The following is a 25,908-nucleotide window of genomic DNA, read 5'->3' as shown; positions in this document are numbered from 1 at the left end:
TCATGGTCCCGCCATGCTAAGGCCTCACCCCTGCGGGGGACCCGACCGGCCTACGATGATCGGATGACCGATCTCCGTCCGTTCATCGCGGGCCTCCCCAAGGCCGAGCTGCACGTGCACCACGTCGGCTCCGCCTCGCCCCGGATCGTCGCCGAGCTCGCCGCCCGGCACCCCGACTCGAAGGTCCCCACGGACCCGGAGGCGCTGGCCGACTACTTCACCTTCACCGACTTCGCCCACTTCATCGACGTCTACCTGTCCGTCGTCGACCTGGTCCGCACCCCCGAGGACGTCCGGCTGCTGACCTTCGAGGTCGCCCGGGACATGGCCCGGCAGAACATCCGGTACGCCGAGCTGACCGTCACCCCGTACTCCTCCACCAGCCGGGGCATCGACGAGCGCGCCTTCATGGCGGCCATCGAGGACGCCCGCAAGGCCGCCGAGGCCGAGTTCGGCACGATCCTGCGCTGGTGCTTCGACATCCCCGGCGAGGCCGGGCTCGTCTCGGCCGAGGAGACCGCGCGGCTCGCCACCACGGACGCGCTGCGCCCGGAGGGCCTGGTCTCCTTCGGTCTCGGCGGCCCGGAGATCGGGGTGCCGCGACCGCAGTTCAAGCCGTACTTCGACCGGGCGCGGGCCGCCGGACTGCGCTCCGTCCCGCACGCGGGCGAGACCACCGGGCCGCAGACGGTCTGGGACGCGATCCACGAGCTGGGCGCGGAGCGCATCGGGCACGGCACCACCTCCGTCCAGGACCCGGCGCTCCTGGCCCACCTGGCCGAGCACCGGATCGCCCTGGAGGTCTGCCCGACCTCCAACATCGCCACCCGGGCGGTCGCCACCCTGGACGAGCACCCGATCCGGCGGATGGTCGAGGCGGGCGTCCTCGTCACGGTCAACAGCGACGACCCGCCGATGTTCGGCACCGACCTCAACAACGAGTACGCGGTCGCCGCCCGGCTCCTCGGGCTCGACGAGCGCGGTGTCGCCGCCCTCGCCAAGAACGCGGTCGAGGCCTCCTTCCTCGACGCCCCGGGCAAGGCCGGGATCGTCGCCGAGATCGACGCCTACACCGACGGGTGGCTGGCGCGCTGACGGCGGTGAGAATGGGGTCATGCGCCCTGTCACTGCCGTAGGCCACCGCGGCGACCCGTACCGCGTCCGTGAGAACACCCTCCGCTCGATCTCCTCGGCGGTCGAGCGGGGGGCGGACGCCGTCGAGATCGATGTCCGGCTGACGAAGGACGGGGTGCCCGTCCTCCTCCACGACGACACCCTGGAACGGCTCTGGGGCCACGACCGGCGGCTCTCCGACCTCACCCGCGCGCAGGTCGCCGAGCTGACCCGGGGAGGCGTCCCGACCCTGCGCGAGGCCCTGCTCACCGCCGGGGACAAACGGCTGATGCTGGACCTGCCGGGCGGCGACGAGAACTCGGTGCGGACGATCGTCGGCACGGTCCGCGAGTGCGGCGCCGGGGAGCGGGTCTACTACTGCGCCGGGGCCGTCGCCATGCTCCAGGTGCGGGCCGCCGACCCGGCCGCCGAGATCGCCCTGACGTGGAACTCGCTCGTCCCGCCCCGGCCGGTGCTGCTGGACGCGGTCCGGCCGCGCTGGCTCAACTACCGCTTCGGCCTGGTGAGCGGGGAGCTGACCGACCGGCTGCACCGGGACGGTCTGCTGGTCTCGGCCTGGACCGCCGACACCCGGCGCACCATGCGTAAGCTGATCATGAAGGGGGTCGACTCGGTCACCACGAACCGCGTCGACGCGCTGACCGACGTCCTGCGAAAGGCTCGCGCATGAAAGACCGCATCAGGACCGACATCGCCCACAACGCCCGGGTGTGGAACTACTGGCTGGGCGGCAAGGACAACTACCCGGTGGACCGCGCGGTCGGCGAGCAGGTCACCGGTTTCTACCCCAGCATCGGCGAAGTGGCCCGCGCGGACCGGGCGTTCCTCGGCCGGGTGGTGACGCATCTGGCCGCCGAGGAGGGCGTGCGCCAGTTCCTCGACATCGGTACGGGCCTGCCGACCGCCGACAACACCCATGAGGTCGCCCAGCGTTCGGCGCCCGACGCCCGGATCGTCTACGTCGACAACGACCCGATCGTCCTCACCCACGCCCGCGCGCTCCTGACCAGCGCGCCGGAGGGCGTCACCGAGTACGTGGACGCCGACGCGCACGACCCCCGCGAGATCGTCGCGGCGGCGGGCAGGACCCTCGACTTCTCCCGGCCGGTCGCGGTGATGATGCTCGGCATCCTCAACTTCGTCCTGGACACCGAGGAGGCCCGGTCGATCGTCCGGACGCTGATGGACGCCGTCCCCTCCGGCAGCCACCTGGTCCTGACCCACCCGACCCTGGAGCCGGAGCTGGGCGGCGAGGGCAACAAGGCAGCGATGGCCTTCTGGAACGAGAACGCGACCCCGCCGATCACCGCCCGCAGCCGCGCCGAGTTCACCTCCTTCTTCGAGGGCCTCGACCTCCTGGAGCCGGGCATCGTCTCCTGCTCGCGGTGGCGGAACGATTCCGCGGGGGCGCCCGTGGTGGCCCAGTTCGGTGCGGTGGGCCGCAAGCCGTAATGGACGTACGGGGGGAGGCGCGCGTCCGCCGGGAGCGGCTGCGCGCCTGGGGCCCGGCGAACCCCTGGGCGGTGGACCTGGGGATCGCGCTGCTGGTCCAGGCGGCCCTGACCATGCCGTTCCTGGTGCCGCGCGCGCCCGAGCTGCCACCGGCGACCTGGGGCGCGTACGGGCTGACGGCGCTCACCGCGCTGCCGCTGGTCCTGCGGCGGCGCGCACCGCTCCCGGTGCTCCTCGCGGTGCTCGTGGCGAGCGCCTCGTACGAGCTGGCGCTCGACGGGCCGGGGCAGCCGCTGCCGTACACCGGGCTCGTCGCGGTCTACACGGTCGCGCTGCTCTCCCCGCCGTGGCAGCGGCTCCTGACAGCGGTCCTGCTGCTCGTCGCGGTGCCGGTGTCGGTGTGGCTCAACACCCGGTCGGCCCGTGAACTGACCTTCTCCCTCTTCGTGTTCGGCGCGGCCTATGTCTTCGGGCGGCTCCAGGACGCCCGGCAGCGCGCCCACCGGGTCGAGGCCGAGCGGGCCGCCGCGCGCGAACGGGCCAGGATCGCGCGGGAGATGCACGACATCCTGTCGCACGCGGTGAGCCTGATGGTGGTCCAGGCGGAGGCCGGTCCGGTGGCGGTGCGGACCGCGCCGGAGCGCGCGGAGGCGGCCTTCGACGCGATCTCGGAGACGGGCCGCGAGGCGATGGTCCAGCTGCGGCAGATGCTGGGGCTGCTGCGGGACGGCACCGGGGAGGCCGGGGGCGGTATGGCCCCGCGCGCTCCGCAGCCCGGTCTGGACGGCGTCCCCGAGCTGCTGGACCGGGTCCGGGCGGGCGGGCTCGCCGTGGTGTACGAGACGGCGGGCGGGGTGCGGGCGCTGCCCGCGTCGACCGGCGCCCAGGCGTACCGGATCGTGCAGGAGGCGCTGACCAACGTGGTCCGGCACGCCGGGGCGCGCCGGGCCGAGGTGCGGCTGGTCCACGTCGGCGGTGTCCTGCGGATCACGGTCACCGACGACGGGCGGGGCCCGGGGGCGGTCCGGACGCGGCCCCGTCGGGGCGGTCCCGGGCACGGTCTCACCGGGGTCCGGGAGCGGGCCGCCGCCCAGGGCGGGACGGCGGTGACCGGTCCGGGGCCGGACGGCAGGGGCTTCGAGGTGCGGGTGGAACTGCCCGTGCCGTCCACGGCGGAGGTGGGGGCGTGAGGACGGTCCGGGTGGTGGTGGCGGACGACCAGGAGCTGGTCCGCAGCGGTTTCGCGATGATCCTGGACGCGCAGCCGGACATCGAGGTGGTCGCGGAGGCGGGCGACGGGGCCGCGGCGGTCGAGGCGGTGCGGCGGCACGCGCCCGACGTGGCCCTCCTGGACATCCGGATGCCGGGGACCGACGGGATCGAGGCGTGCCGGACGATCGCGGCCGGGTCCCGCTGCCGGACGGTGATCCTGACGACCTTCGACACCGACGCGTACGTGTACGAGGCGCTGCACGCGGGCGCGTCCGGCTTCCTCCTGAAGGACGTGCGGCGGGACGATCTGGTGCACGCGGTACGGGTGGTGGCGGCGGGCGAGTCGCTGCTCGCGCCGTCGGTGGCCCGGCGGCTGGTGGAGCGGTACACCTCGGGCGGGCCGCGCGGGACGGTCCCGGACCCCCGGCTCGACGTGCTCACGGGCCGGGAGCGGGAGACGCTGCTGCTGCTCGCGCGCGGTCTGTCGAACGCGGAGATCGCGGCGGAGCTGGTGGTCAGCGACCACACGGTGAAGACCCATGTGGGCAACGTCCTGGCCAAGCTGGGGCTGCGGGACCGCGTCCAGGCGGTGATCTGCGCGTACGAGACGGGGCTCGTCGCGGCGGGCTCTCCCCCGCCCGGGGGAGGCCGGGCCCCGGGGTCCTCCCCCGGGCGGTGGAGGAACTGACCCGCGGAGGACCGCCGGTGCGGGCGATCCGCGCGGGGCTCCCGGTCCGGAGGATGGAGCCGTCGAGAACGACGGCCCACACCCACGGAGTCGCCCATGAGGAAGTCCACCCGCACGCTGCTCGCCGCCGCCCTGGTGCTGGGGGTGGCGGCCGGTCCCCCGGTCGTCCCCGCCGTCGCGGCGGCGCCCCCGGCGGCCGGTCAGGCCGGGGCGGCGGCCGGTCCCGGTCCCGCCGGAGCGGTCCCGGCGCCGGGTCTGGCCGAGGCCATGTCGGCGGTCGTCGCGGGGCTCCCCCGCGCCGACGCCACGGCCGCGCTCGTCCGGGTCGGCGGCGCCGAGGGGGTCTGGCGGGGCGGGGCGGGCGTCCACGACCTGGAGTCGGGGGCCCCCGCCGATCAGACGGCCCGGTTCCGGGCGGGTTCGGTGACGAAGGTGTTCACTGCGGCGACCGTGCTCCAACTGGCCGCCGAGGGGCGGATCGATCTGGACCGCACGGCCCGTTCGTATCTGCCGGAGCTGATCCCGGGCCGGTACGCCCGTGTGACGGTCCGTCAACTGCTGAACCACACGCACGGCATCCCGGCCGCCGGGCTGCCGGGTACGACGGTGGAGGAGTGGTACGCCCACCGCTTCGACACGTACACGCCCCAGGAGCTGGTGCGTTCGGCGGTGGCGAAGCCGCGCGAGTTCCGGCCGGGCAGCCGCCAGCACTATCTGAACATCGGCTACACGGTCGCGGGCCTGATCGTGGAGCGGGTGACCGGCGACGACTTCGAGGACCAGGTGGAGCGGCGGATCCTGCGCCCGCTGGGGCTGCGGGACACCTACCTCCCGCGCGGCGCGGCCGAGCTGGCGGGGCCGTACAACCACGGCTATCAGACGATGCGGCTCGACGACGGGACGACCGGGCCGCGTGACGTGTCCGTCTGGGGGACGTCGGAGGCGTGGGCGGCGGGCGATCTGGTCTCGACCACCGCCGACCTGGAGCGTTTCGTCCAGGAGCTGTTCGCGGGCCGGGTGGTGCGCGGGCCGCTCCTGGCGGAGATGTTCACCCTGCCGCAGGTCGCGGACCTGACGACCGGCGCCCCCGCCGCGTACTCCGCCGGGCTCTCGATGAAGCGGCTCGGCGGGCGCGAGGTGTGGGGGAAGACGGGCGGGCGCTGGGGCTACAGCACGGCCGTCGCCTCGACCCGCGACGGCTCGCGCACCCTGGTCCACAGCGTCAACTCCACCGACGCGAAGGGCCAGGACACGAACCGGACCGTGCTGGGCCTGATGGTGGCGGCGTACGGGCCGCCGGACTGATCACCGGTGGTCCCGTGGCGGGCCCGGCCGGTGCCGGGCCCGTCAGAGGCCGACGATCGCGTTCCACTTCTTGGCGAACCCCTGGCGTTCGTCGGAGCGGATGTCCCGCATGATGGCGAGCCGGGAGCGCATGTCCGCGTCCGGGAAGATCAGCGGGTCCTCGGCGAGGGCGACGAGTTCCTCGTCGCCGGAGTCGGCGAGGACGTTCTGCGCGGCGGGGACCGGGCAGACGTAGTTGACCCAGGCGGCGAGTTCGGCGGCGACCTCGGGCCGGTAGTAGTGGTCGACGAGCTTCTCGGCGTTGCTCTTGTGCTGGGCGAGGTTGGGGATCATCAGGGACTCGGCCCAGAGTTCGCCGCCCTCCTCGGGGACGACGAACTCGATGTCCGGGTTGTCGGCCTGGAGCTGGATGACGTCGCCGGAGTACGCCTGGCAGGCCAGGACGTCGCCGGTGGAGAGGTCCTTGATGTAGTCGTTGCCGGTGAAGCGGCGGATGTGCTTGCGGCGGACGAGGCCCTCGATCCGCTCGCACACGGCGTGGAAGTCGTCGGCGGTCCAGCGGGTGACGTCGACGCCGTCGCCCTGGAGGAGCAGCGACAGGGACTCGTCGAGCCCGGACAGCAGGGTGACCTTGCCGCGCAGGTCGTCGGCCCAGAGTTCCCGGGTGGAGCGCAGTTCCCGGCCGAGCCTGCGGCGGTTGTACGCGATGCCGGTGATCCCGGACTGCCAGGGGACGGTGTGCAGCCGTCCGGGGTCGAAGGCGGGGGTGCGCAGCTGGGGGGCGAGGTTCTTCGCGACGTTCGGCTGGGCGGCGCGGTCCATCTCCTGGACCCAGCCGAGGCGGACGAAGCGGGCGGCCATCCAGTCGCTGATGACGATCAGGTCGCGGCCGGTCCGCTGGTGGTTCATCAGGGAGGGGCTGATCTTCCCGAAGAACTCGTCGTTGTCGTTGATCTCCTCGGTGTACCGGACGGCGATCCCGGTCTTCTCGCGGAAGGCGTCGAGGGTGGGGCGCTTCCTGGGGTCCTCGTCGTCGGTGTCGATGTAGAGCGGCCAGTTGGCGAAGTCGAGGGTGCGGTCCCGGGCGGAGAGGTCGCGTCCGGCGCGGGCGCCCTCCTCGACGTAGGCGGCGGGGACTCCGCACCCGGCCGCGAGCAGGGTGGTCCCGGCGGCGACGGTGCCGCGCAGCAGGGACCGGCGGGACATGTACTTCCTGGTCGCTCTCACCCGTGCAGCATCGCGGTCGGCCGGGTCCCGGGGCAATGGACGGTCCGTCCAGCGACGGAGCGCGGCCCCGACACCCTGTCGATCAAGGGGGTCGAGGCCGCGGTGACGGGCCGGGGCGGGATCAGCCCAGGGACGTCATGACGTGCTTGATGCGGGTGTAGTCCTCGAAGCCGTAGGCGGAGAGGTCCTTGCCGTAGCCGGACTTCTTGAAGCCGCCGTGGGGCATCTCGGCGACCAGCGGGATGTGGGTGTTGATCCACACGCAGCCGAAGTCGAGGGCCTTGGACATGCGCATGGCGCGCGCGTGGTCCTTGGTCCAGACGGAGGAGGCGAGGGCGTACTCGACGCCGTTGGCGTACTCCAGGGCCTGGGCCTCGTCCGTGAAGGACTGGACGGTGATGACGGGGCCGAAGACCTCGTTCTGGACGATCTCGTCGTCCTGCTTCAGGCCGGAGACGACGGTGGGGGCGTAGAAGTAGCCCTTGTCCCCGACGCGTCGGCCGCCCGCCTCGACCTTGGCGTGGGCCGGGAGGCGGTCGATGAAGCCGCTGACCTGCTTGAGCTGGTTGGCGTTGTTGAGGGGGCCGTAGAGCACGTCCTCGTCGTCCGGCTGACCGGTCTTGGTCTCGGACGCCGCCTTGGCGAGGGCGGCGACGAACTCGTCGTGGATCGACTCGTGGACGAGGACGCGGGTGGCGGCGGTGCAGTCCTGCCCGGCGTTGAAGAACCCGGCGACGGAGATGTCCTCGACGGCCTTCTCGATGTCGGTGTCCTCGAAGACGACGACGGGGGCCTTGCCGCCCAGCTCCAGGTGGACGCGCTTGACGTCCTTGGCGGCCGACTCGGCGACCTGCATCCCCGCGCGGACGGAGCCGGTGATGGAGGCCATCGCCGGGGTCGGGTGCTCGACCATGGCCTTGCCGGTCTCGCGGTCGCCGCAGACGACGTTGAAGACGCCCTTGGGGACGATCTGCCCGATGATCTCCGCCATCAGGACGGTCGACGCGGGGGTCGTGTCGGAGGGCTTGAGGACGACGGTGTTGCCCGCGGCGAGGGCCGGGGCGAACTTCCACACGGCCATCATCATCGGGTAGTTCCAGGGCGCGACCTGGGCGCAGACGCCGACGGGCTCGCGGCGGATGATGGAGGTCATGCCCTCCATGTACTCACCGGCCGAGCGGCCTTCGAGGAGCCGGGCGGCACCCGCGAAGAAGCGGATCTGGTCCACCATCGGCGGGATCTCCTCGCTCGCGGTGAGGGCGATCGGCTTGCCGGTGTTCTGCACCTCCGCGGCGATCAGTTCCTCGGCGCGCTCCTCGAAGGCGTCGGCGATCTTGAGGAGTACCTTCTGGCGCTCGGACGGGGTGCTGTCGCGCCAGGCGGGGAAGGCCGCCGCGGCGGCCTCCATGGCGGCGTCGACGTCGGCCTGCCCGGAGAGCGGGGAGGTGGCGTACACCTCGCCGGTGGTCGGGTCCACCACGTCGATGGTGCGGCCGTCGGCCGCGTCGCGGAACTCCCCGTTGATGTAGTTACGCAGCCGGCGCAGCTCGGTGGTCACGTGCCACCCCTCCTGTCACGTTCGTGTCGGCGCACGTCCTTGTGCGTTGTCCCGATGGGTGAGACACCTCAGCCTAGTGGTTCGGCTGACGCTTTCAACAGGCCCAACCCTCCGTTACTTCGGATTCAGTAGCTGAGAGGCCCTCACGCAACGAATTACATCAATCTGGGGTTGCGAGACCGACGAGTCTCGGTGCAGAGTGAGGTGTGGCCAGTCGAAGCACAGACTCCAGAACCGGAACCGGTTCGTCCCCGACGATCGACGCCGTCTCCCTGGCGATCATCGAACAGCTCCAGGAGGACGGACGCCGTCCCTACGCGGCGATAGGCAAGGCCGTGGGCCTGTCCGAAGCCGCCGTGCGGCAGCGCGTCCAGAAGCTGCTCGACCAGGGCGTCATGCAGATCGTCGCCGTCACCGACCCGCTCACCGTGGGTTTCCGACGGCAGGCGATGGTCGGCATCAACGTCGAGGGCGATCTGGATCCGGTCGCGGAAGCACTGACCGCGATGGCCGAGTGCGAGTACGTGGTGATGACCGCGGGCTCCTTCGACCTGATGGTGGAGGTCGTCTGCGAGGACGACGACCACCTGCTGGATGTGATCAACAAGCGCATCCGCACCCTCCCCGGCGTGCGCTCCACCGAGAGCTTCGTCTACCTCAAGCTCAAGAAGCAGACCTATATGTGGGGAACTCGATGACCCAGGACCTCTCCAAGACTGCCTACGACCACCTGTGGATGCACTTCACCCGCATGTCGTCGTACGAGAACTCGCCCGTTCCCACCATCGTGCGTGGTGAGGGCACCTACATCTTCGACGACAAGGGCAAGCGCTACCTCGACGGTCTCGCGGGTCTCTTCGTCGTCAACGCCGGACACGGCCGCGAGGAGCTGGCCGAGGTCGCGTACAAGCAGGCCAAGGAACTCGCGTTCTTCCCCGTGTGGTCGTACGCGCACCCCAAGGCCGTCGAGCTCGCCGAGCGCCTCGCGCACTACGCCCCCGGCGACCTCAACAAGGTCTTCTTCACCACCGGTGGCGGCGAAGCCGTCGAGACCGCGTGGAAGCTCGCCAAGCAGTACTTCAAGCTGCAGGGCAAGCACACCAAGTACAAGGTCATCTCGCGCGCGGTCGCCTACCACGGCACCCCGCAGGGCGCCCTGTCCATCACCGGCCTCCCGGCCCTCAAGGCCCCCTTCGAGCCGCTGGTCCCCGGCGCGCACAAGGTGCCGAACACCAACATCTACCGCGCCCCGATCCACGGCGACGACCCCGAGGCCTTCGGCCGCTGGGCCGCCGACCAGATCGAGCAGGAGATCCTCTTCGAGGGCGCCGACACCGTCGCCGCCGTCTTCCTGGAGCCGGTGCAGAACGCCGGCGGCTGCTTCCCGCCGCCGCCCGGCTACTTCCAGCGGGTCCGCGAGATCTGCGACCAGTACGACGTGCTCCTCGTCTCCGACGAGACGATCTGCGCCTTCGGCCGCCTCGGCACGATGTTCGCCTGTGACAAGTTCGGCTACGTGCCGGACATGATCACCTGCGCCAAGGGCATGACCTCGGGCTACTCCCCGATCGGTGCCTGCATCGTCTCCGACCGCATCGCGGAGCCGTTCTACAAGGGCGACAACACCTTCCTGCACGGCTACACCTTCGGTGGCCACCCGGTGTCGTCGGCGGTCGCCATCGCCAACCTCGACATCTTCGACAAGGAAGGCCTCAACCAGCACGTGCTGGACAACGAGGACGCCTTCTTCTCCACCCTGAAGAAGCTGCACGACCTGCCGATCGTCGGCGACGTCCGGGGCAACGGCTTCTTCTACGGCATCGAGCTCGTCAAGGACAAGGTCACCAAGGAGTCCTTCACGGACGAGGAGACCGAGCGCGTGCTCTACGGCTTCCTCTCCAAGGCGCTCTTCGAGAACGGCCTGTACTGCCGTGCCGACGACCGCGGCGACCCGGTCATCCAGCTGGCCCCGCCGCTGATCGCCGACCAGGGCACCTTCGACGAGATCGAGGGCATCCTGCGGTCCGTGCTCACCGAGGCGTGGACCAAGCTGTAGAGGTCCCCGCCCCCAGGCGACACGCCGCCCTCACGGCGTGACCCCCCGGCCCGGGAGGCGTCCATCCGAGTGGATGGACGCCTCCCGGGCCGCGTGCCGTCCGTACGAACCCATCGGAATCCCTACGGTGCCCAGTGACCGACAGGCCCGTCCTTCGTTCCCCCGGACGGGGGAACACCGATCGGATCCGACATCGAGGTGTACGCGATGGCACCACCGGACAACGACGTGCTCTGGGCGCGTTCCCTGCACTGCTCCCTGGGCGGCACGGACGCCCTCGGCGACGTCTCCCTCGGCGTCCACGAGGGCGAGATCCTCGCCGTCGCGGGACCGCGCGGCAGCGGCAAGACCACCCTCCTGCGCTGCCTGTCCGGGCAGCTCGTCGCCCAGCGGGGCGAGGTCTGGTTCGAGACCTTCCCCGTCCACACCCTGGGCACCGCCGACCGCGAACGGCTCCGCCGCGACCGCTTCGGCTGGATCGACCCCGCCCCCGGTCTCGTCCCCGAACTCACCGGCTGGGAGAACGCCGCCCTGCCGCTGCTGCTCCGCGGCGCCTCCCACCGCACCGCCAGGGCCGCCGCGGTGGAATGGCTGGAGCGCCTCGACATCGGCGACTGCGCCGGCAGGCGCCCGCACGCCCTCAGCCACGCCGAGTGCCAGCGGATCGCCGTCGCCCGCGCCCTGATCACCACCCCCTCGGTGCTCTTCGCCGACGAACCCACCGCCGCCCTGCACCGCGCCGACGGCGCACAGCTCCTGCGCACCCTGACGGCCGCCGCCCGCTCGCACGGCATCACCGTGCTCCTCGCCACCCACGACGCCGAGGTCGCCGCCCTCGCCGATCGCACGGTCGGCCTCCTGGACGGGCGCCGGACCGACGGCGCGCCCCCGGCATCAGGGGCGGAGGGCGTCGCCGCGTGCTCGCTCTCCGTCTAGCCCGCGGGTCCCACCCCCTCGTCCAGACCCGGCGGCTCCTCGTCGCCACCGCCGCCGCCGGGGTGGGCTTCCTGCTGCTCTGCACCCTCGGACACGCCGTCGGGCACCCCGACCGCTCGGGCACCTCCGTCCTGCGCCTGCTGTGGTGCGCCCTGCCCCTCGCCGCCACCGTGCAGTTCGCCGTCGCGGTGGCCCGTACCGACCCCAGCACCCGCCCCAGGACCGGTCTGTCGGCCGTCGGCCTCGGCCCCGCCCGCCTCACCGCCATCGCCGCCGCCTCGACCGCCGTCGCCTGCACCCTCGGCTCCGCCGTCGCCCTGCTGTGCTACCTGCACCTGCGCGGCGACCTCACGGGCCTGCCCTTCGACGGCGCCGCCGCGGAGCTGCTCGCCGCCGACCGGCCGCTGCCGCTCGCCGGGGCCCTCACCCTGCTCGCCGCCCTCCCGGTCGCCGCCGCCACCGCCGCCGGACTGGCCCTGCGGCCCCGCACCGCGCCCGCCCCGCCGGAGGGCGCCGAACGGCCGGTCCCCACCGGACTGCCCTGGGGCATCGCCCTGGTCGCCGTCGGCCTCGCCGCCGAGACGTACGCGGGACGCGGCGGCGGGGAGGGACTCCCGCTGCCCGGCCGCTTCGACGGCAGCCCGGCGGGCGTCCTGGCCGGCTGGGTCCTCACCGCCGTCGGCCTCGCCCTCGCGGGACCCGGCCTCGTCCACGGCTGCGGACGGCTCCTCCAGGCCGTCCGGCCCGGCGCCGTCCGGCTCCTCGCGGGCCGGGTCCTCACCGCCGAGTCCCACCGCGTCGGCCGCCCCCTCGGCGTGGTCGCCGCGGTCCTCTCCGGCACCTACGCGGGCGCCGCCCTGTACGCCTCGGGCCCGGCCTCCGGCGCCGTCGGACCGCTCACCGGCCTCGGCGCGGCCCTCGTCCTCGCCTGCACCACGGCCACCCTCCTGACCGCGGCCCTGGAGACCCGGCAGAGCCGGGCGGAGACCACCGGGGCCCTGCTCCGCACCGGCACCCCGCCGAACGCCCTGCGCAAGGCGGCCCTGCTCAGGGCCGCCGCCCTCGCCGCCGTCTTCGCCCCCCTCACCTGGGCGGTCGCCGAACTGGCGGCACTGCCGCTGAAGGGCTGACCCACCGAGTCCCGCCCCACCGGTGGACCGGTCCACCGGAAGACCGCCCCACCGGGGGCGGCGCCGACCGCGCCGCCCCCGCACCCACGTCCGGCGGGTGCCGGTGCGGAGCAGGGCCCCGGTGGCCTCCCCCGCCTCCGGCTACTTCCGGCTACTTCCGCCAGAGCAGGTGGTGGGTCACCTTGCCACCCGGGCTCGGCACCACATCGCGGTGGTACCGGTCGTCCAGCTCCTCCGGCGACTCCCACAGCCGCGAGCCCGAGCCCAGGACCACCGGCGACACCGCCACGTGCAGGGTGTCCACGAGACCCGCGTCCAGGAACTCCCGGACCGTCGCCGCCCCGCCCCCGAGCCGTACGTCCTTCCCGTCGGCCGCCTCCCGCGCCATCCCGAGCGCCGTCTCCGGATCGACGTCCACGAAGTGGAACGTGGTGTCGGAGAGCGTGAACGACGGACGCGGATGATGGGTCAGGACGAACACCGGGGTGCGGAACGGCGGCTCGTCGCCCCACCAGCCGCGCCACTGCTCGTCCCGCCACGGCCCGCGCTGCGGCCCGAACTTGTTCCGGCCCATGATCTCGGCACCGATGTTCCGGGAGTAGTCCCTGGTCAGATAGTCGTCGAGGCCCCGGCTGCCGCCCGGATCGGTCCGCATCGGCCAGCTCGCCGTGGCCCCCGCCCAGCTGAACATCGCCCCCGGGTCCGCGTGCCCGAAGGGCCGCTCCAGGCTCTGGCCCTCCCCCGCCCCGAACCCGTCCGACGAGACGTTGAAGTTCTGCACTCTGAGCAACTGCGCCACGGTTCTTCCTCCCGCGCGGTCGGCACGACGCCGACGGTCAGGAAACAGACTGCCCCGGAGCCCGGAACTCATCGCGCCCGGCTCACCCGTCCGGGCCCAGCACCACCACGTCCTCCACCCGGAACTCCACCCCGACCTCGGCACCCTCCTCCGGCGCCTCCCGCAGCGGCAGCTCCGCCTCCAGCGAAGGCCCGTCCCCCGGACACAGCCGTACCGCCACCCGGCTGCCCCGGAACGTCCGCGAAGCCACCCGCCAGCCCGCGCCCCCGGGCCCGGCCACGAGCCGCACCCCGCCCGGCCGGACGAGGAGCCGCCGCTCCCCCTGCGGCGAACCCCCGGGCACCGGCACCTTCCCCCACACGGTGTCCGCGACCCGCCCGCTCACCCGCGCCGCCACCACGTTGTCGAAACCGAGGAACCGGGCCACGAACTCCGACGCCGGACGCGCCCACACCTCCACGGGCGCACCCGTCTGGGCGATCCGCCCGTCCCGCATCACCACCACCCGGTCGGCCAGCGCGAACGCCTCACCCTGATCGTGGGTCACCGCCAGGACCGTCGTCCCCAGCCGTGCGAACAGCTCCCGCAGCTCCACCACGAGCCGCTCCCGCAGCCCCCGGTCCAGCTGCCCCAGCGGTTCGTCCAGCATCAGCAGCCGGGGGCGCGGCGCGAGGGCCCGCGCGAGCGCCACCCGCTGCTGCTCCCCGCCCGAGAGCGCGGCCACGGAGCGCCGTCCGGCGCCCGGCAGCCCGACGAGGTCGAGCAGCTCCGTGACCCGTTCCGCCCGCTCGGCCTTGGCGACGCCGTGCATCCGCAGCCCGAAACCGACGTTCCCGGCGACGTCCCGCTGCGGGAACAGCTGGTGGTCCTGGAACATCAGGCCCACGCCCCGCCGGTGCACCGGCACCCCGTCCTGGTCGGCCCCGGCCAGCAGCACCCGGCCGCCGTCCAGCGGCTGGAGCCCGGCCACCGCCCGCAGCAGCGTCGACTTGCCGCTGCCGCTGGGCCCCAGCACACAGACCGTCTCGTGCTCGGCGACCGCCAGGTCCACCGCGTCGAGCACGGCCCGCTCCCCGAACCGTACGGTCGCCCCTTCCAGTCTCAGCATCAGAACTCCCCGGAGGTCCGGTCGTTCCGGAGCCGTTCGAGCAGCAGCAGGGACACCGCGCACACCACCATGAGGATCGTCGAGAGGGCCATGGCCTGGCCGTAGTTGAGTTCGCCCGGACGTCCGAGCAGTCGCGCCACCGCCACCGGCAGCGTCGGGGCGTCGGGGCGGGCGATGAACACGGTCGCGCCGAACTCGCCCAGCGAGACGGCGAACGCGAACCCGGCGGCGACGAGGAGCGCCCGCCACACCATCGGCAGGTCCACCTCGCGCCAGGCCCGCCACGGCGACGCGCCGAGCACCGCCGCCGCCTCCCGCAGCCGCTCGTCCACCGCCCGCAGCACCGGCAGCATCGTCCGTACGACGAAGGGGACGCCGACCAGGGCCTGTGCGAGTGGTACGAGGATCCAGCTGGCCCGCAGATCGAACGGCGGCTCGTCGAGCGTGATCAGGAAGCCGAAGCCGACGGTCACCGCGGACACCCCGAGCGGCAGCATCAGCAGGGCGTCGAAGCCCCGGACGAGCCGCGCGGCCCGTCCGGCCCGTCCGGCCCGTCCGGCCCGCCAGGTCAGCGCCGCCGCCGCGAGTCCGCCGACGAGGACCGCGATGCCGGTCGCCGCCACCGCGTACCGCAGCGAGTTCCCGATCGCCTCCAGCGGCGGGACCAGGAAGGTGCCGGACTCGTCCAGCGTGCCGAGGGCCCGGTAGTAGCCGAGGCCGTACCCCTGGGGTCCGGCGAACGACCGCTCCACCAGCACCCCCAGCGGCAGCAGGATCAGCAGCGCGACCGAGAGCAGGACCCCGCCGAGCAGCGCCCACTGTCCGGCGCCGCGCGGTCGGCGCGCGGTCCGCTCCGGCGGCACGAGCCGCAGCGCCGTCTCCCGGCGCCGTACGGTCCTGGCGTGCACGGCCAGGATCAGGCCCACCGCCACGAACTGCACGAGGGTCAGGACGGCGGCCGTCGGCAGGTCGAGCAGCCGCGCGGTCTGCCGGTAGATCTCCGCCTCCAGGGTGGAGTACGCGCCCCCGCCGAGGATCTGCACGATGCCGAAGGAGGTGAACGTGAACAGGAAGACCATCAGCGCGGCGGCGGCCACCGACGGCACGAGCGCGGGCAGCGTCACCGTCCGCCACGCCGTCCACCGCGAGGCGCCGAGGACCCGGGCGGCCTCCTCCTGGCGCGGGTCCAGCTGGGACCAGAGCCCGCCCACGGTCCGTACGACCACCGCGTAGTTGAAGAACACATGGGCGAGGAGGATCGCCCACACGCTGGTGTCGAGCCGCAGCCCCCACAGCTCGTCCGTCAGCCCGTTCCGGCCGACCAGCGCGAGGAACGCGGTGCCGACGAGGACCGTGGGCAGCACGAACGGGACCGTGACCACGGCCCGCAGGACGCCCTTGCCCGGGAAGTCGAAGCGGGCGAAGACGTACGCCCCCGGCAGCGCGACCAGCAGGGTCAGCGCCGTCGACGCCAGCGCCTGCCAGAGGGTGAAACCGAGGACGTCGAGGATCTCCGGGCGGGCCAGGGTCTCCCCGATCCGGCCCGGCCGCCAGCCGCCGTCGGGCCGCAGCCCCCGGTCCACGATCGACACCACGGGCCAGGCGAAGAAGACCGCGAAGAACGCGACGGGCAGGGCCATCAGGCCCAGCCGCGTCACGTTCCCCCGGACGTCGCGCGCTACTTCACGACCAGCGACGACCACTGCTGGATCCACCCGTCACGCTTCGCGGCGATCTTCTCCGGCGCCATCGTCTCCGGCTTGTCGACGACCACGCCGTGCTTCGTGAACAGCTCGGGAAGCACCGCGTCCGTCACCACCGGGTTGACGAACATCTGGAGCGGCATGTCCTCCTGGAACTTCTTCGAGATCAGGAAGTCGATCAGCGCCTTGCCGCCCTCGGGGTTCTTCGCCCCGTTCAGCAGTCCCGCGAACTCGGTCTGCCGGAAGCAGGTGCCGGTGGACACCCCGGTCGGCGCCTCCGCGGGCCGCGGCTCGCCGTAGAGCACCTCGACCGGGGGGCTGGAGGCGTACGACACGACCAGCGGCCGGTCGCCCTTGGCCTGCTTGCCCCCGGCCGAACCGGAGAACTCCTGGTTGTAGGCCAGCTCCCAGCTGTCGACGGTCTTCACGCCGTTGGCCCTGAGCTTCGTCCAGTAGCCCGCCCAGCCGTCGTCGCCGTACTTCGCGGCGGTGCCGAGCAGGAAGCCGAGCCCCGGGGACGACCGCTCGGGGTTCTCCACCACGAGGAGGTCCTTGTAGGCGGGCTTCACCAGGTCGTCGAAGGTGACGGGCGGCGCCAGCTTCTTGTCCGCGAAGTACTTCTTGTCGTAGTTGACGCAGATGTCCCCGGAGTCGACCGGGGTCACCCGGTGCTCCTTGTCCAGCCGGTACGCGGCCGGGACCCGGTCCAGCCCCTTCGCCTCGTACGGGACGAAGATCCCGTTGTCGAGGGCGCGGGACAGCAGCGTGTTGTCGACGCCGAAGAAGACGTCACCCTGCGGAGAGCCCTTGGTCAGGATCTCCTTGTTCACCGCCTCGCCCGCGTCCCCGCTCTTGAGGACCTTCACGGTGAGACCGGTCCGCTTCGTGAACTCCGCCAGCACCTCCTTGGAGGCGTTGAAGGAGTCGTGGCTCACGAGGGTCACGGTCTTCGGCGCGGGCGCGCCGGACTTCCCCGCCGCGTCGCGGGCGTCGTCCGCCCCGCACGCGGCCAGCGTCGTGACGCCCAGCGCCGCGACGAGCGCGACGGCAGCCGCCTTCTTGGTGCTCACTGACATTCCTCCTGGGTGTGACCAGGAAGAGACGCGGCCCCGCCCACCCGGAGGTGGGCAGGGCGCAACAGCTCGAGTTACGACCGAACTTCCTACCCAGAATGACCTGGGCGAGGTTCAGAGGGTCTGCGGCCTGACGGTCACCGCACTCTCAGCGCTGTGGCGCTCCCCTGTCGGAATATGAAGATGTGTTCGACCTCAGCGTACAAGGTCAGCGCTCGGAGGCCGCCAGCTGTCCACAGGCGCCCTCGATCTCCTGGCCCCGGGTGTCCCGCACGGTCACGGGCACCCCGTGCCGGGCGATGGCCTCGACGAACGCCTTCTCGTCCTCGGGGCGGGACGCGGTCCACTTCGAGCCGGGCGTCGGGTTCAGCGGGATGAGGTTGACGTGCACCCGCTTGCCCTTGAGCAGCCGTCCGAGGAGGTCACCGCGCCAGGCCTGGTCGTTGATGTCCCGGATGAGGGCGTACTCGATCGAGATCCGGCGGCCGGACTTCTCCGCGTACTCCCAGGCCGCGTCCAGGACCTCCCGCACGTTCCAACGGGTGTTCACCGGCACCAGGGTGTCCCGCAGCTCGTCGTCGGGCGCGTGCAGGGAGACCGCGAGACGGCACTTGAAGCCCTCGTCGGCGAAGCGCAGCATCGCGGGGACGAGCCCGACGGTGGAGACGGTGATCCCGCGCTGCGAGAGGCCGAGGCCGTCCGGCTCGGGGTCGGTCAGCCGCCGGATCGCTCCGACGACCCGCTTGTAGTTGGCGAGCGGCTCGCCCATCCCCATGAACACGATGTTCGAGAGGCGGGCGGGCCCGCCGGGGACCTCGCCGTCGCGCAGCGCGCGCATCCCGTCGACGATCTGGTGCACGATCTCGGCGGTCGACAGGTTCCGGTCGAGCCCCGCCTGCCCGGTCGCGCAGAACGGGCAGTTCATCCCGCACCCGGCCTGCGAGGAGATGCACATCGTCACCCGGTCCGGGTAGCGCATGAGCACCGACTCGACCAGCGTGCCGTCGTGCAGCCGCCACAGCGTCTTACGGGTGGTGTCGTCGTCGCAGGACAGGTGCCGCACCACCGACATCAGGTCGGGCAGCAGCTCCCCGGCCAGCTTCTCGCGCGAGGCGGCGGGGATGTCGGTCCACTCGGCGGGGTCGTGCGCGTACCGCGCGAAGTAGTGCGTCGACAGCTGCTTGGCGCGGAAGGGCTTCTCGCCGATGGCGGCGACGGCTTCCTTCCGCTCCGCGGGCGACAGGTCCGCGAGGTGCCGCGGCGGCTGCTTGGCACCGCGCGGGGCGACGAAAGTGAGTTCTCCGGGGGTCGGACGGGCCACGACGGGCGTCTCCTCAGGACGACGAGGTCTGGCACCACCCGACGGGCGGGGAACCACGGCGGCACACTGCCGGAGCCGGGACCTCAGGATCACCCCCGCGGCAGCGGGGCGTACGAAGGGCTCGCGACGCGGTGCGCCACGAGCCCTTCCAGAGTACCCGCTGTCCGTCAACCCGTTCCGACGAAGAGCGCGAGCAGCAGCCAGACCACCGGCGCCGTCGGCAGCAGCGAGTCCAGCCGGTCCATGATGCCGCCGTGCCCGGGCAGCAGCGTGCCCATGTCCTTGATGCCCAGGTCCCGCTTGATCATCGACTCGCCGAGGTCGCCGAGCGTCGCGCTCGCCGCCACCGCGAGACCGAGGACCAGGCCCTGCCACCAGACGCCGTCGTCGATCAGGAACTGCATACAGAGCGCGCCCGCCGCCATCGCGAACACCACCGCGCCGACCAGGCCCTCACGGGTCTTTCCGGGACTGATCCTCGGGGCCAGCTTGTGCTTGCCGAACCGCCAGCCGATCGCGTACGCCCCGGTGTCGCTGACCACGGTCAGGAGCAGGAACGTGAGCACCCGCCGCGGACCGTCGTCGGCGGCGAGCAGCAGCGCCACGAAGGTCGCCAGGAACGGCACGTAGAACGCGGCGAACACTCCCGCCGTGACGTCCTTCAGATACCCCTCGGGGGGCTCCGTCATCCGCCACACGAGCACCGCGAGCGCCGTCAGGGCCATCGCCACCCAGGCGCCCTCGGCACCCCGGAGGTAACCGGCGACGACCATCGCCGCGCCGCCCACCGCGAGCGGCACCAGCGGAGCCCTGATCGCCTTGCGCTCCTGGAGGCGGGAGGTCAGCTCCCACAGGCCCACGACCACGGCGACCACGAGCACGCCGACGAAGGCCGGCTTCCAGAACAGCGACGCGATGATGACGACGCCGAGTCCGACCCCGACCCCTATGGCAGCGCCCAGATCGCGCCCCGCGTTCTTCTTCTGCCGGGGCTCCGAGGGCGGCCCGGACGGCGGAGGCGGGGCGGGGCTGGGCATGGGCTCCTGCGGGTGCTCGTGCGGCGTCTCGTCACGGAACAGGGGACCGCTCGGGTGAGCGGCCCCCCGGCCGTGATCGTCCTGGAATCCGCCGGCGGGAACGTCGGGCACGATGGGCATGGGGCGAGTCTGCGGTGCCCCGTGCCGATCGGGTGCGGGACCCGCCGGGACGGGCCCCTGGTCGGGTCCCCCACGGCCGGAACCGGCCGGGGCCCCCCAGGAAGAGTCGTTCATCAGACCTCGAGCAGCTCGGCTTCCTTGTGCTTGAGCAGCTCGTCCACCTGCGCGCCGTACTTCGCGGTGGTGTCGTCGAGCTCCTTCTCGGCGCGGCGGCCCTCGTCCTCGCCGACCTCGCCGTCCTTGACGAGCTTGTCGATGGTCTCCTTGGCCTTGCGGCGGACCGCGCGGATCGAGATCTTCGAGTCCTCGGCCTTGCCCTTGGCGACCTTGATGTACTCCCGGCGGCGCTCCTCCGTCAGCTCGGGGAACACCACCCGGATGATGTTGCCGTCGTTGCTCGGGTTGACCCCGAGGTCCGAGTCGCGGATGGCCTGCTCGATGTTGCGCAGCGCGCTCTTGTCGAACGGGGTCACCACGGCCATCCGGGGCTCCGGGACGGAGAAGGAAGCCAGCTGGTTGATGGGGGTGATGGCGCCGTAGTAGTCCGCCACGATCTTGTTGAACATCGCCGGGTGCGCACGGCCGGTGCGGATCGCGGCGAAGTCCTCCTTGGCGACCACGACGGCCTTCTCCATCTTCTCCTCGGCCTCGAGGAGGGTCTCTTCGATCACCACTTGCTCCTGCGTGTCGTCGCGTTGGGTCCTGCACGGTCCACGACCGGCAGGGCTCTGTCCATCCCCTTGCGGGGGGTTTCCCCGGTTCGGGTCAGGCCCGGGTGCCCTGGTCGCTCACGAGCGTGCCGATCTTCTCACCCTTCACCGCGCGAGCGATATTGCCCGCGGTGAGGAGTTCGAAGACGAGGATCGGGAGGTTGTTGTCCCGGCACAGCGTGATGGCGGTGGCGTCGGCGACCTTGAGGTCGCGGGAGATCACCTCGCCGTACTCCAGCGCGTCGAACTTGACCGCGTCGGGGTTGGCCTTGGGGTCGGAGTCGTAGACGCCGTCCACGCCGTTCTTGCCCATCAGCAGGGCTTCGGCGTCGATCTCCAGGGCACGCTGGGCGGCGGTCGTGTCGGTGGAGAAGTACGGCATACCCATGCCCGCGCCGAAGATCACGACGCGCCCCTTCTCCAGGTGGCGCACGGCGCGCAGCGGAATGTACGGCTCGGCGACCTGCCCCATGGTGATGGCGGTCTGGACGCGGGAGTCGATGCCCTCCTTCTCCAGGAAGTCCTGGAGGGCGAGGCAGTTCATCACGGTGCCGAGCATTCCCATGTAGTCGGAGCGGGCGCGGTCCATGCCGCGCTGCTGGAGCTCGGCGCCCCGGAAGAAGTTGCCGCCGCCGATGACCACCGCGATCTCCGCGCCGTCGCGGACGACGGCCGCGATCTCACGCGCGACGGCGTGCACGACGTCGGGGTCGACGCCGAGGCCGGTGCCGCCGGAGAATGCCTCTCCTGACAGCTTCAGCATGAAGCGGCCGGTCTTGTCGCCGGTGCCGCTGTTGTCGCCCTGTACGGCGCCCTGGTTCATGGAGATCTCCTCGTGCACATACGAAGGAGGCCATTGCCTTGGGTCCTCGCGGTATCCCGTGCGGCAATGGCCTCCTCGTCAGATCTGCGGTCGTCCTGCGCGGGCGCGGACGACTGCTTCAGACCCTATCGGGGTCCGGTGTCCGTCGCGTTCGCGGACGGACTCAGATGCCGACCTTGATGCGGGTGAAGCGCTTCAGGGTGACACCGGCCTCGTCCAGGATCTGCTGGACCGACTTCTTGCTGTCCAGGGCGTACGCCTGGCCGAGCAGCGTGGCGTCCTTGAAGAAGCCGTTGACGCGACCCTCGACGATCTTCGGGAGCGCGGCCTCGGGCTTGCCCTCGGCGCGGGTGGTCTCCTCGGCGACGCGACGCTCGGTCTCGACGACCTCGGCCGGGACGTCCTCACGGGTGAGGTACTTCGGCGCGAAGGCGGCGATGTGCTGGGCGACGCCCTTGGCGACGGCGGCGTCGGCCTTGTCGAACTCGACGAGGACACCGATCTGCGGCGGCAGGTCGGGCATCGTGCGGTGCATGTACGCGTAGACGAAGCCGTCGGCGTACCGCGCGAAGCGGTCGAGGACGATCTTCTCGCCGAGGTTGGCGTTGGCCTCGTCGACGTACGCCTGCACGGTCTTGCCGGCCTCGATCTCGGAGGCGAGCAGCGCCTCCAGGTCGGCCGGGGCGGTGGCGGCGACGTGCTTGGCGAGCTCGGCGGCGACGGCCTGGAACTTGTCACCCTTGGCGACGAAGTCCGTCTCGCACTTCAGCTCGACGAGGACGCCGGAGGTGTTGTCGTCGGCGATGAGGGAGACCACGGCGCCGTTCTCGGCAGAGCGGCCCTCGCGCTTGGCGACGCCCTTCTGGCCCTTGATGCGCAGCGCCTCGACGGCCTTGTCGACACTGCCGTCGGCCTCGTCCAGGGCCTTCTTGCAGTCCATCATGCCGGCGCCGGTGAGCTCGCGGAGCTTCTTGACGTCAGCGGCGGTGTAGTTCGCCATGAGTCTGTTTCTCTCTCGAAGTCTGAAAGATCGGGCGGGTCCACGGGTGAACGGCGGGGGCTTCGTGGGCCCCCGCCGTCAACACCCGAAGGTCCTGAAGGGTCAGGCCTGCTCGGCGTCCGCGGCCGGAGCCTCGGCGTCGGCGGCCGGAGCCTCGGCGTCGGCGGCCGGAGCCTCGGCGTCGGCGGCCGGAGCCTCGGCGTCGGCGGCCGGAGCCTCGGCGGCCTCGGCGTCCGCGACCTTCTCGGTCTCGGCGGAGGTCTGGACCTCGGCGCCCTCAGCGGCCTCGACGGTCTCGTCGGCCTTCTTGTCGCCCTCGAGCAGGTCGCGCTCCCACTCGGCGAGCGGCTCGCCCGCGGCCTTCTCGCCCGGCTTCGAGTCACCGGTCGCGGCACCGGAGCGGGCGATGAGGCCCTCGGCGACGGCGTCGGCGATCACGCGGGTGAGCAGGGTGACGGAGCGGATCGCGTCGTCGTTGCCCGGGATCTTGTAGTCGACCTCGTCGGGGTCGCAGTTGGTGTCGAGGATCGCGACGACCGGGATGTGGAGCTTGCGCGCCTCACCGACGGCGATGTGCTCCTTCTTGGTGTCGACGATCCAGACGGCGCTCGGCACCTTCTGCATCTCGCGGATGCCACCGAGGGTCTTCTCCAGCTTGGTCTTCTCGCGGGAGAGGACCAGGAGCTCCTTCTTGGTGAGGCCGGAGGCGGCCACGTCCTCGAAGTCGATCTGCTCGAGCTCCTTGAGGCGCTGCAGACGCTTGTAGACGGTCGAGAAGTTGGTGAGCATTCCGCCGAGCCAACGCTGGTTGACGTACGGCATCCCCACGCGCGACGCCTGCTCGGCGATCGCTTCCTGGGCCTGCTTCTTCGTACCGACGAACATGATCGAGCCACCGTGCGCGACGGTCTGCTTGACGAACTCGAAGGCGCGGTCGATGTACGACAGCGACTGGAGCAGGTCGATGATGTAGATGCCGTTGCGCTCGGTGAAGATGAAGCGCTTCATCTTCGGGTTCCAGCGACGGGTCTGGTGACCGAAGTGGACGCCGCTCTCCAGCAGCTCCCGCATCGTGACGACGGCCATGGCCATCTCCTTGGTTTTCTCGGTTGTTTGTCCTGACGCCCCGGCGCGCCATGCCCACGAGGGACCGAAAGGCGCTGCCACGGCCGGTGAGGGCAGTGGCGGGGCGTGCGAAGTCGACCCGGTGACCCGGGTCGCCATAGGAAGTGTACGGGACCGGTGGAGCGGCGGGTGACGGCGCTGTCCACAACGGGTGGGCCGTCCACAGGAACCGCCGGGGCCCGGCGGAGGCCGGTACGGGGCGGGAGCCTGGCTCCATGTCCTTCACCACCGCGGTCCTGACCCTCGCCCTGACCCTGCCCTCCGGTCTCCTGGGGCCGTCCCCCGGCCCGATGGGACCCGGCTCCGGCCCTCCGGTGTCCGGCTCCGGCCCGGTGCGGCCCGGCTCCGCCTCCCCGGTGCCCGGCTCCGGCCCGATGGGGCCCGGCTCCGTGTGGCCGGTGGGGCCGCCGCCTCCGCCGGTCCTGCGGGGCTGGGAGCCGCCGCCCGGCCCCTACGCCCCCGGCCACCGAGGGGTGGACCTCGCCGCCGGGGCGGGCACCCCGGTGCTGGCGCCGGTCGCGGGCACGGTCGCCTTCGCGGGTCCGGTGGGCGGCCGGGGCGTCCTCACCCTGACCCTGCCGGGGACGGGGTCTCCCCCGCTGCGCACCACGTTCTCACCGGTGGCCCCGCTGGTGGCGGTGGGTGACCGGGTCGCTCCTGGCACTCCGGTCGCCCGGGTCGCCCCCGGCACCCATTGCGCGCGGGACTGTCTCCACTGGGGCCTGCTGAGGGGCGAGCGGTATCTGAACCCGCTCGTCCTGGTGGAACGGGAACCGTCCCGCCTGCTGCCACTCCCGCCCCTGTCCCCGTACGGCGGCTGAGGCCGATCCGGGGGTGCTCCCCGGAGAGAGGGCGTCCGGGGTCGGCCGGCTCAGACGGCGGAGGTGCCGTCGGCGACCCCGTTGACCCCGTGCAGGGCCATGGCGACCGCCGCCTCGGCGATCTCCGTCGGGTCCTCGGCCACGCCGAGTTCGATCCGGCGGACGGCCGCGTCGACGACGCCCTGGAGGAGCATGGCGCCGAGGCGGGGCTGTCGCTGGCCCAGCTCGGCGAGGGCTTCGACGATCATCGCGACGAGACCGCCGTGGGCGGCCCGGATCTTCTCGCGGGCGCCGTCGTCCAGCTCGCTGGCGGAGATGGCGACGACCGCGCGGTGACGCCGGTCACCGACCAGTTCCAGCTGGGTGCGGACGTACGCCTCGACCTTGCCCTGCGGGGTCCCGGCACCGTCCATGGCCAGCTCGACCTCGGCGGCCCAGACCGGGAAGTCGACGGCGCACAGCTCCTCGACCACGGCCGCGCGCGACCGGAAGTACTCGTACACCGAGGAACGGGCCAGACCCGTCCGCTCGGCGAGGGCGGGGAAGGTCAACGCCTCCGTACCACCCTCGGACAGCAGGGATCGCGCGGCGTCCAGGAGGGCGCCGCGCTGCATCGTCCGGTGCTCGGCCACCGAGGCCGCTCGAATCCTGGGCACGGGTCCACTGTACGACCGGCCGGCGGCGGTCAGCGTCCGACGTCGGCCAGCTTGGCCCGGAGCTGGAGGACGGACTTGGTGTGGATCTGACTGACACGGCTCTCGGTGACGCCGAGGACCTGGCCGATCTCGGCCAGGGTGAGGCCCTCGTAGTAGTAGAGCGTGACGACGGTCTTCTCCCGCTCGGGGAGCGTGTTGATGGCACGGGCGAGCAGTCGGCGCAGCTCGCGCCCCTCGGCGACCTCGACCGGGTTGTCGGCGGCCGTGTCCTCCAGGGTGTCCATCAGGGAGAGCCGGTCGCCGCCCTCGCCGCCGACGTGCAGCAGCTCTTCCAGCGCCACGACGTTCGCCAGGGACAACTGGCTGAAAACCGCGTGCAGTTCCTCCAGCGTGATGTCCATCTCGGCGGCCACCTCGCTCTCCGAGGGGGTACGCCTGAGCTGGGCTTCGAGGGTGGCGTAGGCGCGCTCGACATTGCGCGCCTTCTGGCGCACCGAGCGGGGGATCCAGTCGAGGGCGCGCAGTTCGTCGATCATGGCGCCGCGGATCCGGGTGATCGCGTAGGTCTCGAACTTGATGGCGCGCTCGACGTCGAACTTCTCGATGGCGTCGATGAGGCCGAAGACCCCGGAGGAGACGAAGTCGGCCTGTTCCACATTGGACGGGAGGCCGACGCTGACGCGTCCGGCGACATATTTGACGAGCGGCGAGTAGTGCAGGATCAGCTGCTCCCGCAGGCGCTCGTCTCCCGTGTCCTTGTACGACCGCCAGAGCTCGTCGAGGGAGGTCGGCGCGGGTGGTCGCACGGTGCCCCGGGCTGCTGGGGGCACCGCGGCGCGGTCAGACCCGGAGGTGTGCTGGGGCATGTGTTGCCTTGAGCCGTTCTGCTGTCGGATGTGCAGATGTGGGTGTCC

The 25,908-nt window shown here is 72.1% G+C and carries 25 protein-coding genes and 1 riboswitch; of the genes, 11 read left to right on the top strand and 14 right to left on the bottom strand.

Annotated features, from left to right (window positions below; all coding sequences use genetic code 11):
• Positions 1–63 precede the first annotated feature (63 nt).
• The 6 genes from ACFXGN_RS24460 to ACFXGN_RS24435 all read left to right on the top strand — a co-directional run bounded on the left by ACFXGN_RS24460 (position 64) and on the right by ACFXGN_RS24435 (position 5,791).
• A complete protein-coding gene (locus tag ACFXGN_RS24460; RefSeq protein ID WP_384862894.1) occupies positions 64–1,095 on the top strand; it encodes an adenosine deaminase in 1,032 nt (343 codons plus the stop codon).
• 19 nt (positions 1,096–1,114) lie between these two features.
• Complete coding sequence (locus ACFXGN_RS24455; protein WP_384862893.1) at positions 1,115–1,804, top strand: glycerophosphodiester phosphodiesterase; 690 nt, start codon at positions 1,115–1,117, stop codon at positions 1,802–1,804.
• Positions 1,801–2,586 carry an SAM-dependent methyltransferase gene (locus tag ACFXGN_RS24450; RefSeq protein WP_384862891.1) on the top strand — a complete coding sequence of 262 codons (786 nt, stop codon included), beginning with the start codon at positions 1,801–1,803 and terminating at the stop codon, positions 2,584–2,586. The genes ACFXGN_RS24455 and ACFXGN_RS24450 overlap by 4 nt, the downstream gene beginning before the upstream one ends.
• Positions 2,586–3,776 carry a sensor histidine kinase gene (locus ACFXGN_RS24445; protein ID WP_384862888.1) on the top strand — a complete coding sequence of 397 codons (1,191 nt, stop codon included), beginning with the start codon at positions 2,586–2,588 and terminating at the stop codon, positions 3,774–3,776. The genes ACFXGN_RS24450 and ACFXGN_RS24445 overlap by 1 nt, the downstream gene beginning before the upstream one ends.
• Positions 3,777–3,832: 56 nt before the next feature.
• Positions 3,833–4,486: a response regulator gene (locus ACFXGN_RS24440; RefSeq protein WP_384863040.1), complete on the top strand. Its 654-nt coding sequence runs from the start codon at positions 3,833–3,835 to the stop codon at positions 4,484–4,486.
• Positions 4,487–4,582: 96 nt separating this feature from the next.
• Entirely contained in the window at positions 4,583–5,791 is a 1,209-nt protein-coding gene (locus ACFXGN_RS24435) for a serine hydrolase domain-containing protein (protein WP_384862885.1), read from the top strand.
• A 42-nt stretch (positions 5,792–5,833) separates the two neighbouring features.
• Here ACFXGN_RS24435 and ACFXGN_RS24430 read toward each other — a convergent pair whose 3' ends face one another.
• Positions 5,834–6,997: a PotD/PotF family extracellular solute-binding protein gene (locus tag ACFXGN_RS24430; RefSeq protein WP_384863037.1), complete on the bottom strand. Its 1,164-nt coding sequence runs from the start codon at positions 6,995–6,997 to the stop codon at positions 5,834–5,836.
• Positions 6,998–7,139: 142 nt separating this feature from the next.
• Positions 7,140–8,576 (bottom strand): gamma-aminobutyraldehyde dehydrogenase, encoded by a 1,437-nt coding sequence (locus ACFXGN_RS24425; RefSeq protein ID WP_384862882.1) that lies wholly within the window; start codon positions 8,574–8,576, stop codon positions 7,140–7,142.
• Between the two features lie 206 nt (positions 8,577–8,782).
• On the opposite strand from ACFXGN_RS24425, the gene ACFXGN_RS24420 reads away from it, so the two are divergent.
• The 4 genes from ACFXGN_RS24420 (at position 8,783) to ACFXGN_RS24405 (ending at position 12,698) form a co-directional block, all read left to right on the top strand.
• Positions 8,783–9,274: an Lrp/AsnC ligand binding domain-containing protein gene (locus tag ACFXGN_RS24420; RefSeq protein ID WP_017235908.1), complete on the top strand. Its 492-nt coding sequence runs from the start codon at positions 8,783–8,785 to the stop codon at positions 9,272–9,274.
• Positions 9,271–10,632 carry an aspartate aminotransferase family protein gene (locus ACFXGN_RS24415; RefSeq protein ID WP_384862879.1) on the top strand — a complete coding sequence of 454 codons (1,362 nt, stop codon included), beginning with the start codon at positions 9,271–9,273 and terminating at the stop codon, positions 10,630–10,632. Before ACFXGN_RS24420 ends, ACFXGN_RS24415 begins: the two co-directional genes overlap by 4 nt.
• Before the next feature lie 207 nt (positions 10,633–10,839).
• Positions 10,840–11,568, top strand: coding sequence for an ABC transporter ATP-binding protein (locus ACFXGN_RS24410; RefSeq protein WP_384862876.1), 729 nt, complete (start codon positions 10,840–10,842; stop codon positions 11,566–11,568).
• A complete protein-coding gene (locus tag ACFXGN_RS24405; protein WP_384862873.1) occupies positions 11,550–12,698 on the top strand; it encodes a hypothetical protein in 1,149 nt (382 codons plus the stop codon). Before ACFXGN_RS24410 ends, ACFXGN_RS24405 begins: the two co-directional genes overlap by 19 nt.
• A 151-nt stretch (positions 12,699–12,849) precedes the next feature.
• Here ACFXGN_RS24405 and ACFXGN_RS24400 read toward each other — a convergent pair whose 3' ends face one another.
• The 10 genes from ACFXGN_RS24400 to rpsB form a co-directional block, all read right to left on the bottom strand.
• Entirely contained in the window at positions 12,850–13,497 is a 648-nt protein-coding gene (locus tag ACFXGN_RS24400) for a dihydrofolate reductase family protein (protein ID WP_384862872.1), read from the bottom strand.
• Between the two features lie 82 nt (positions 13,498–13,579).
• Positions 13,580–14,605, bottom strand: coding sequence for an ABC transporter ATP-binding protein (locus tag ACFXGN_RS24395; RefSeq protein ID WP_384862870.1), 1,026 nt, complete (start codon positions 14,603–14,605; stop codon positions 13,580–13,582).
• Complete coding sequence (locus ACFXGN_RS24390; protein WP_384863035.1) at positions 14,605–16,245, bottom strand: ABC transporter permease; 1,641 nt, start codon at positions 16,243–16,245, stop codon at positions 14,605–14,607. The genes ACFXGN_RS24395 and ACFXGN_RS24390 overlap by 1 nt, the downstream gene beginning before the upstream one ends.
• Positions 16,246–16,283: 38 nt before the next feature.
• The gene (locus ACFXGN_RS24385) at positions 16,284–17,384 is read right to left on the bottom strand and encodes a thiamine ABC transporter substrate binding subunit (protein WP_384862867.1); all 1,101 of its coding nucleotides are present in this window, start codon (positions 17,382–17,384) and stop codon (positions 16,284–16,286) included.
• 65 nt (positions 17,385–17,449) lie between these two features.
• Positions 17,450–17,560: riboswitch (TPP riboswitch) on the bottom strand.
• Between the two features lie 29 nt (positions 17,561–17,589).
• Positions 17,590–18,702 (bottom strand): 23S rRNA (adenine(2503)-C(2))-methyltransferase RlmN, encoded by a 1,113-nt coding sequence (gene rlmN, locus ACFXGN_RS24380; RefSeq protein ID WP_384862865.1) that lies wholly within the window; start codon positions 18,700–18,702, stop codon positions 17,590–17,592.
• 167 nt (positions 18,703–18,869) lie between these two features.
• Positions 18,870–19,973: a phosphatidate cytidylyltransferase gene (locus ACFXGN_RS24375; RefSeq protein WP_384862862.1), complete on the bottom strand. Its 1,104-nt coding sequence runs from the start codon at positions 19,971–19,973 to the stop codon at positions 18,870–18,872.
• Positions 19,973–20,530, bottom strand: a complete 558-nt coding sequence (frr, locus tag ACFXGN_RS24370) for a ribosome recycling factor (protein WP_366443950.1) — start codon at positions 20,528–20,530, stop codon at positions 19,973–19,975. Before frr ends, ACFXGN_RS24375 begins: the two co-directional genes overlap by 1 nt.
• A 94-nt stretch (positions 20,531–20,624) precedes the next feature.
• The gene (gene pyrH, locus ACFXGN_RS24365) at positions 20,625–21,392 is read right to left on the bottom strand and encodes a UMP kinase (protein WP_384862859.1); all 768 of its coding nucleotides are present in this window, start codon (positions 21,390–21,392) and stop codon (positions 20,625–20,627) included.
• Between the two features lie 163 nt (positions 21,393–21,555).
• Complete coding sequence (gene tsf / locus ACFXGN_RS24360; RefSeq protein WP_384862856.1) at positions 21,556–22,392, bottom strand: translation elongation factor Ts; 837 nt, start codon at positions 22,390–22,392, stop codon at positions 21,556–21,558.
• Between the two features lie 102 nt (positions 22,393–22,494).
• Positions 22,495–23,478: a 30S ribosomal protein S2 gene (rpsB, locus tag ACFXGN_RS24355; RefSeq protein WP_384862853.1), complete on the bottom strand. Its 984-nt coding sequence runs from the start codon at positions 23,476–23,478 to the stop codon at positions 22,495–22,497.
• Between the two features lie 254 nt (positions 23,479–23,732).
• Here rpsB and ACFXGN_RS24350 point away from each other — a divergent pair, with 254 nt between their 5' ends.
• Entirely contained in the window at positions 23,733–24,338 is a 606-nt protein-coding gene (locus ACFXGN_RS24350) for a peptidoglycan DD-metalloendopeptidase family protein (RefSeq protein WP_384862850.1), read from the top strand.
• 50 nt (positions 24,339–24,388) lie between these two features.
• Here ACFXGN_RS24350 and ACFXGN_RS24345 read toward each other — a convergent pair whose 3' ends face one another.
• Both ACFXGN_RS24345 and whiG read right to left on the bottom strand, forming a co-directional pair.
• Positions 24,389–24,970 (bottom strand): TetR/AcrR family transcriptional regulator, encoded by a 582-nt coding sequence (locus ACFXGN_RS24345; RefSeq protein WP_384863032.1) that lies wholly within the window; start codon positions 24,968–24,970, stop codon positions 24,389–24,391.
• A gap of 53 nt (positions 24,971–25,023) precedes the next feature.
• The gene (gene whiG, locus ACFXGN_RS24340) at positions 25,024–25,860 is read right to left on the bottom strand and encodes an RNA polymerase sigma factor WhiG (RefSeq protein ID WP_384862847.1); all 837 of its coding nucleotides are present in this window, start codon (positions 25,858–25,860) and stop codon (positions 25,024–25,026) included.
• Positions 25,861–25,908: the final 48 nt, after the last annotated feature.

Origin of the sequence: Streptomyces sp. NPDC059247, from assembly GCF_042754005.1 — a bacterium.
Taxonomy (GTDB): Bacteria; Actinomycetota; Actinomycetes; order Streptomycetales; family Streptomycetaceae; genus Streptomyces.
Note: the sequence above shows the minus strand (reverse complement) of the source record. Positions and strands in the feature narration are given on the sequence as shown.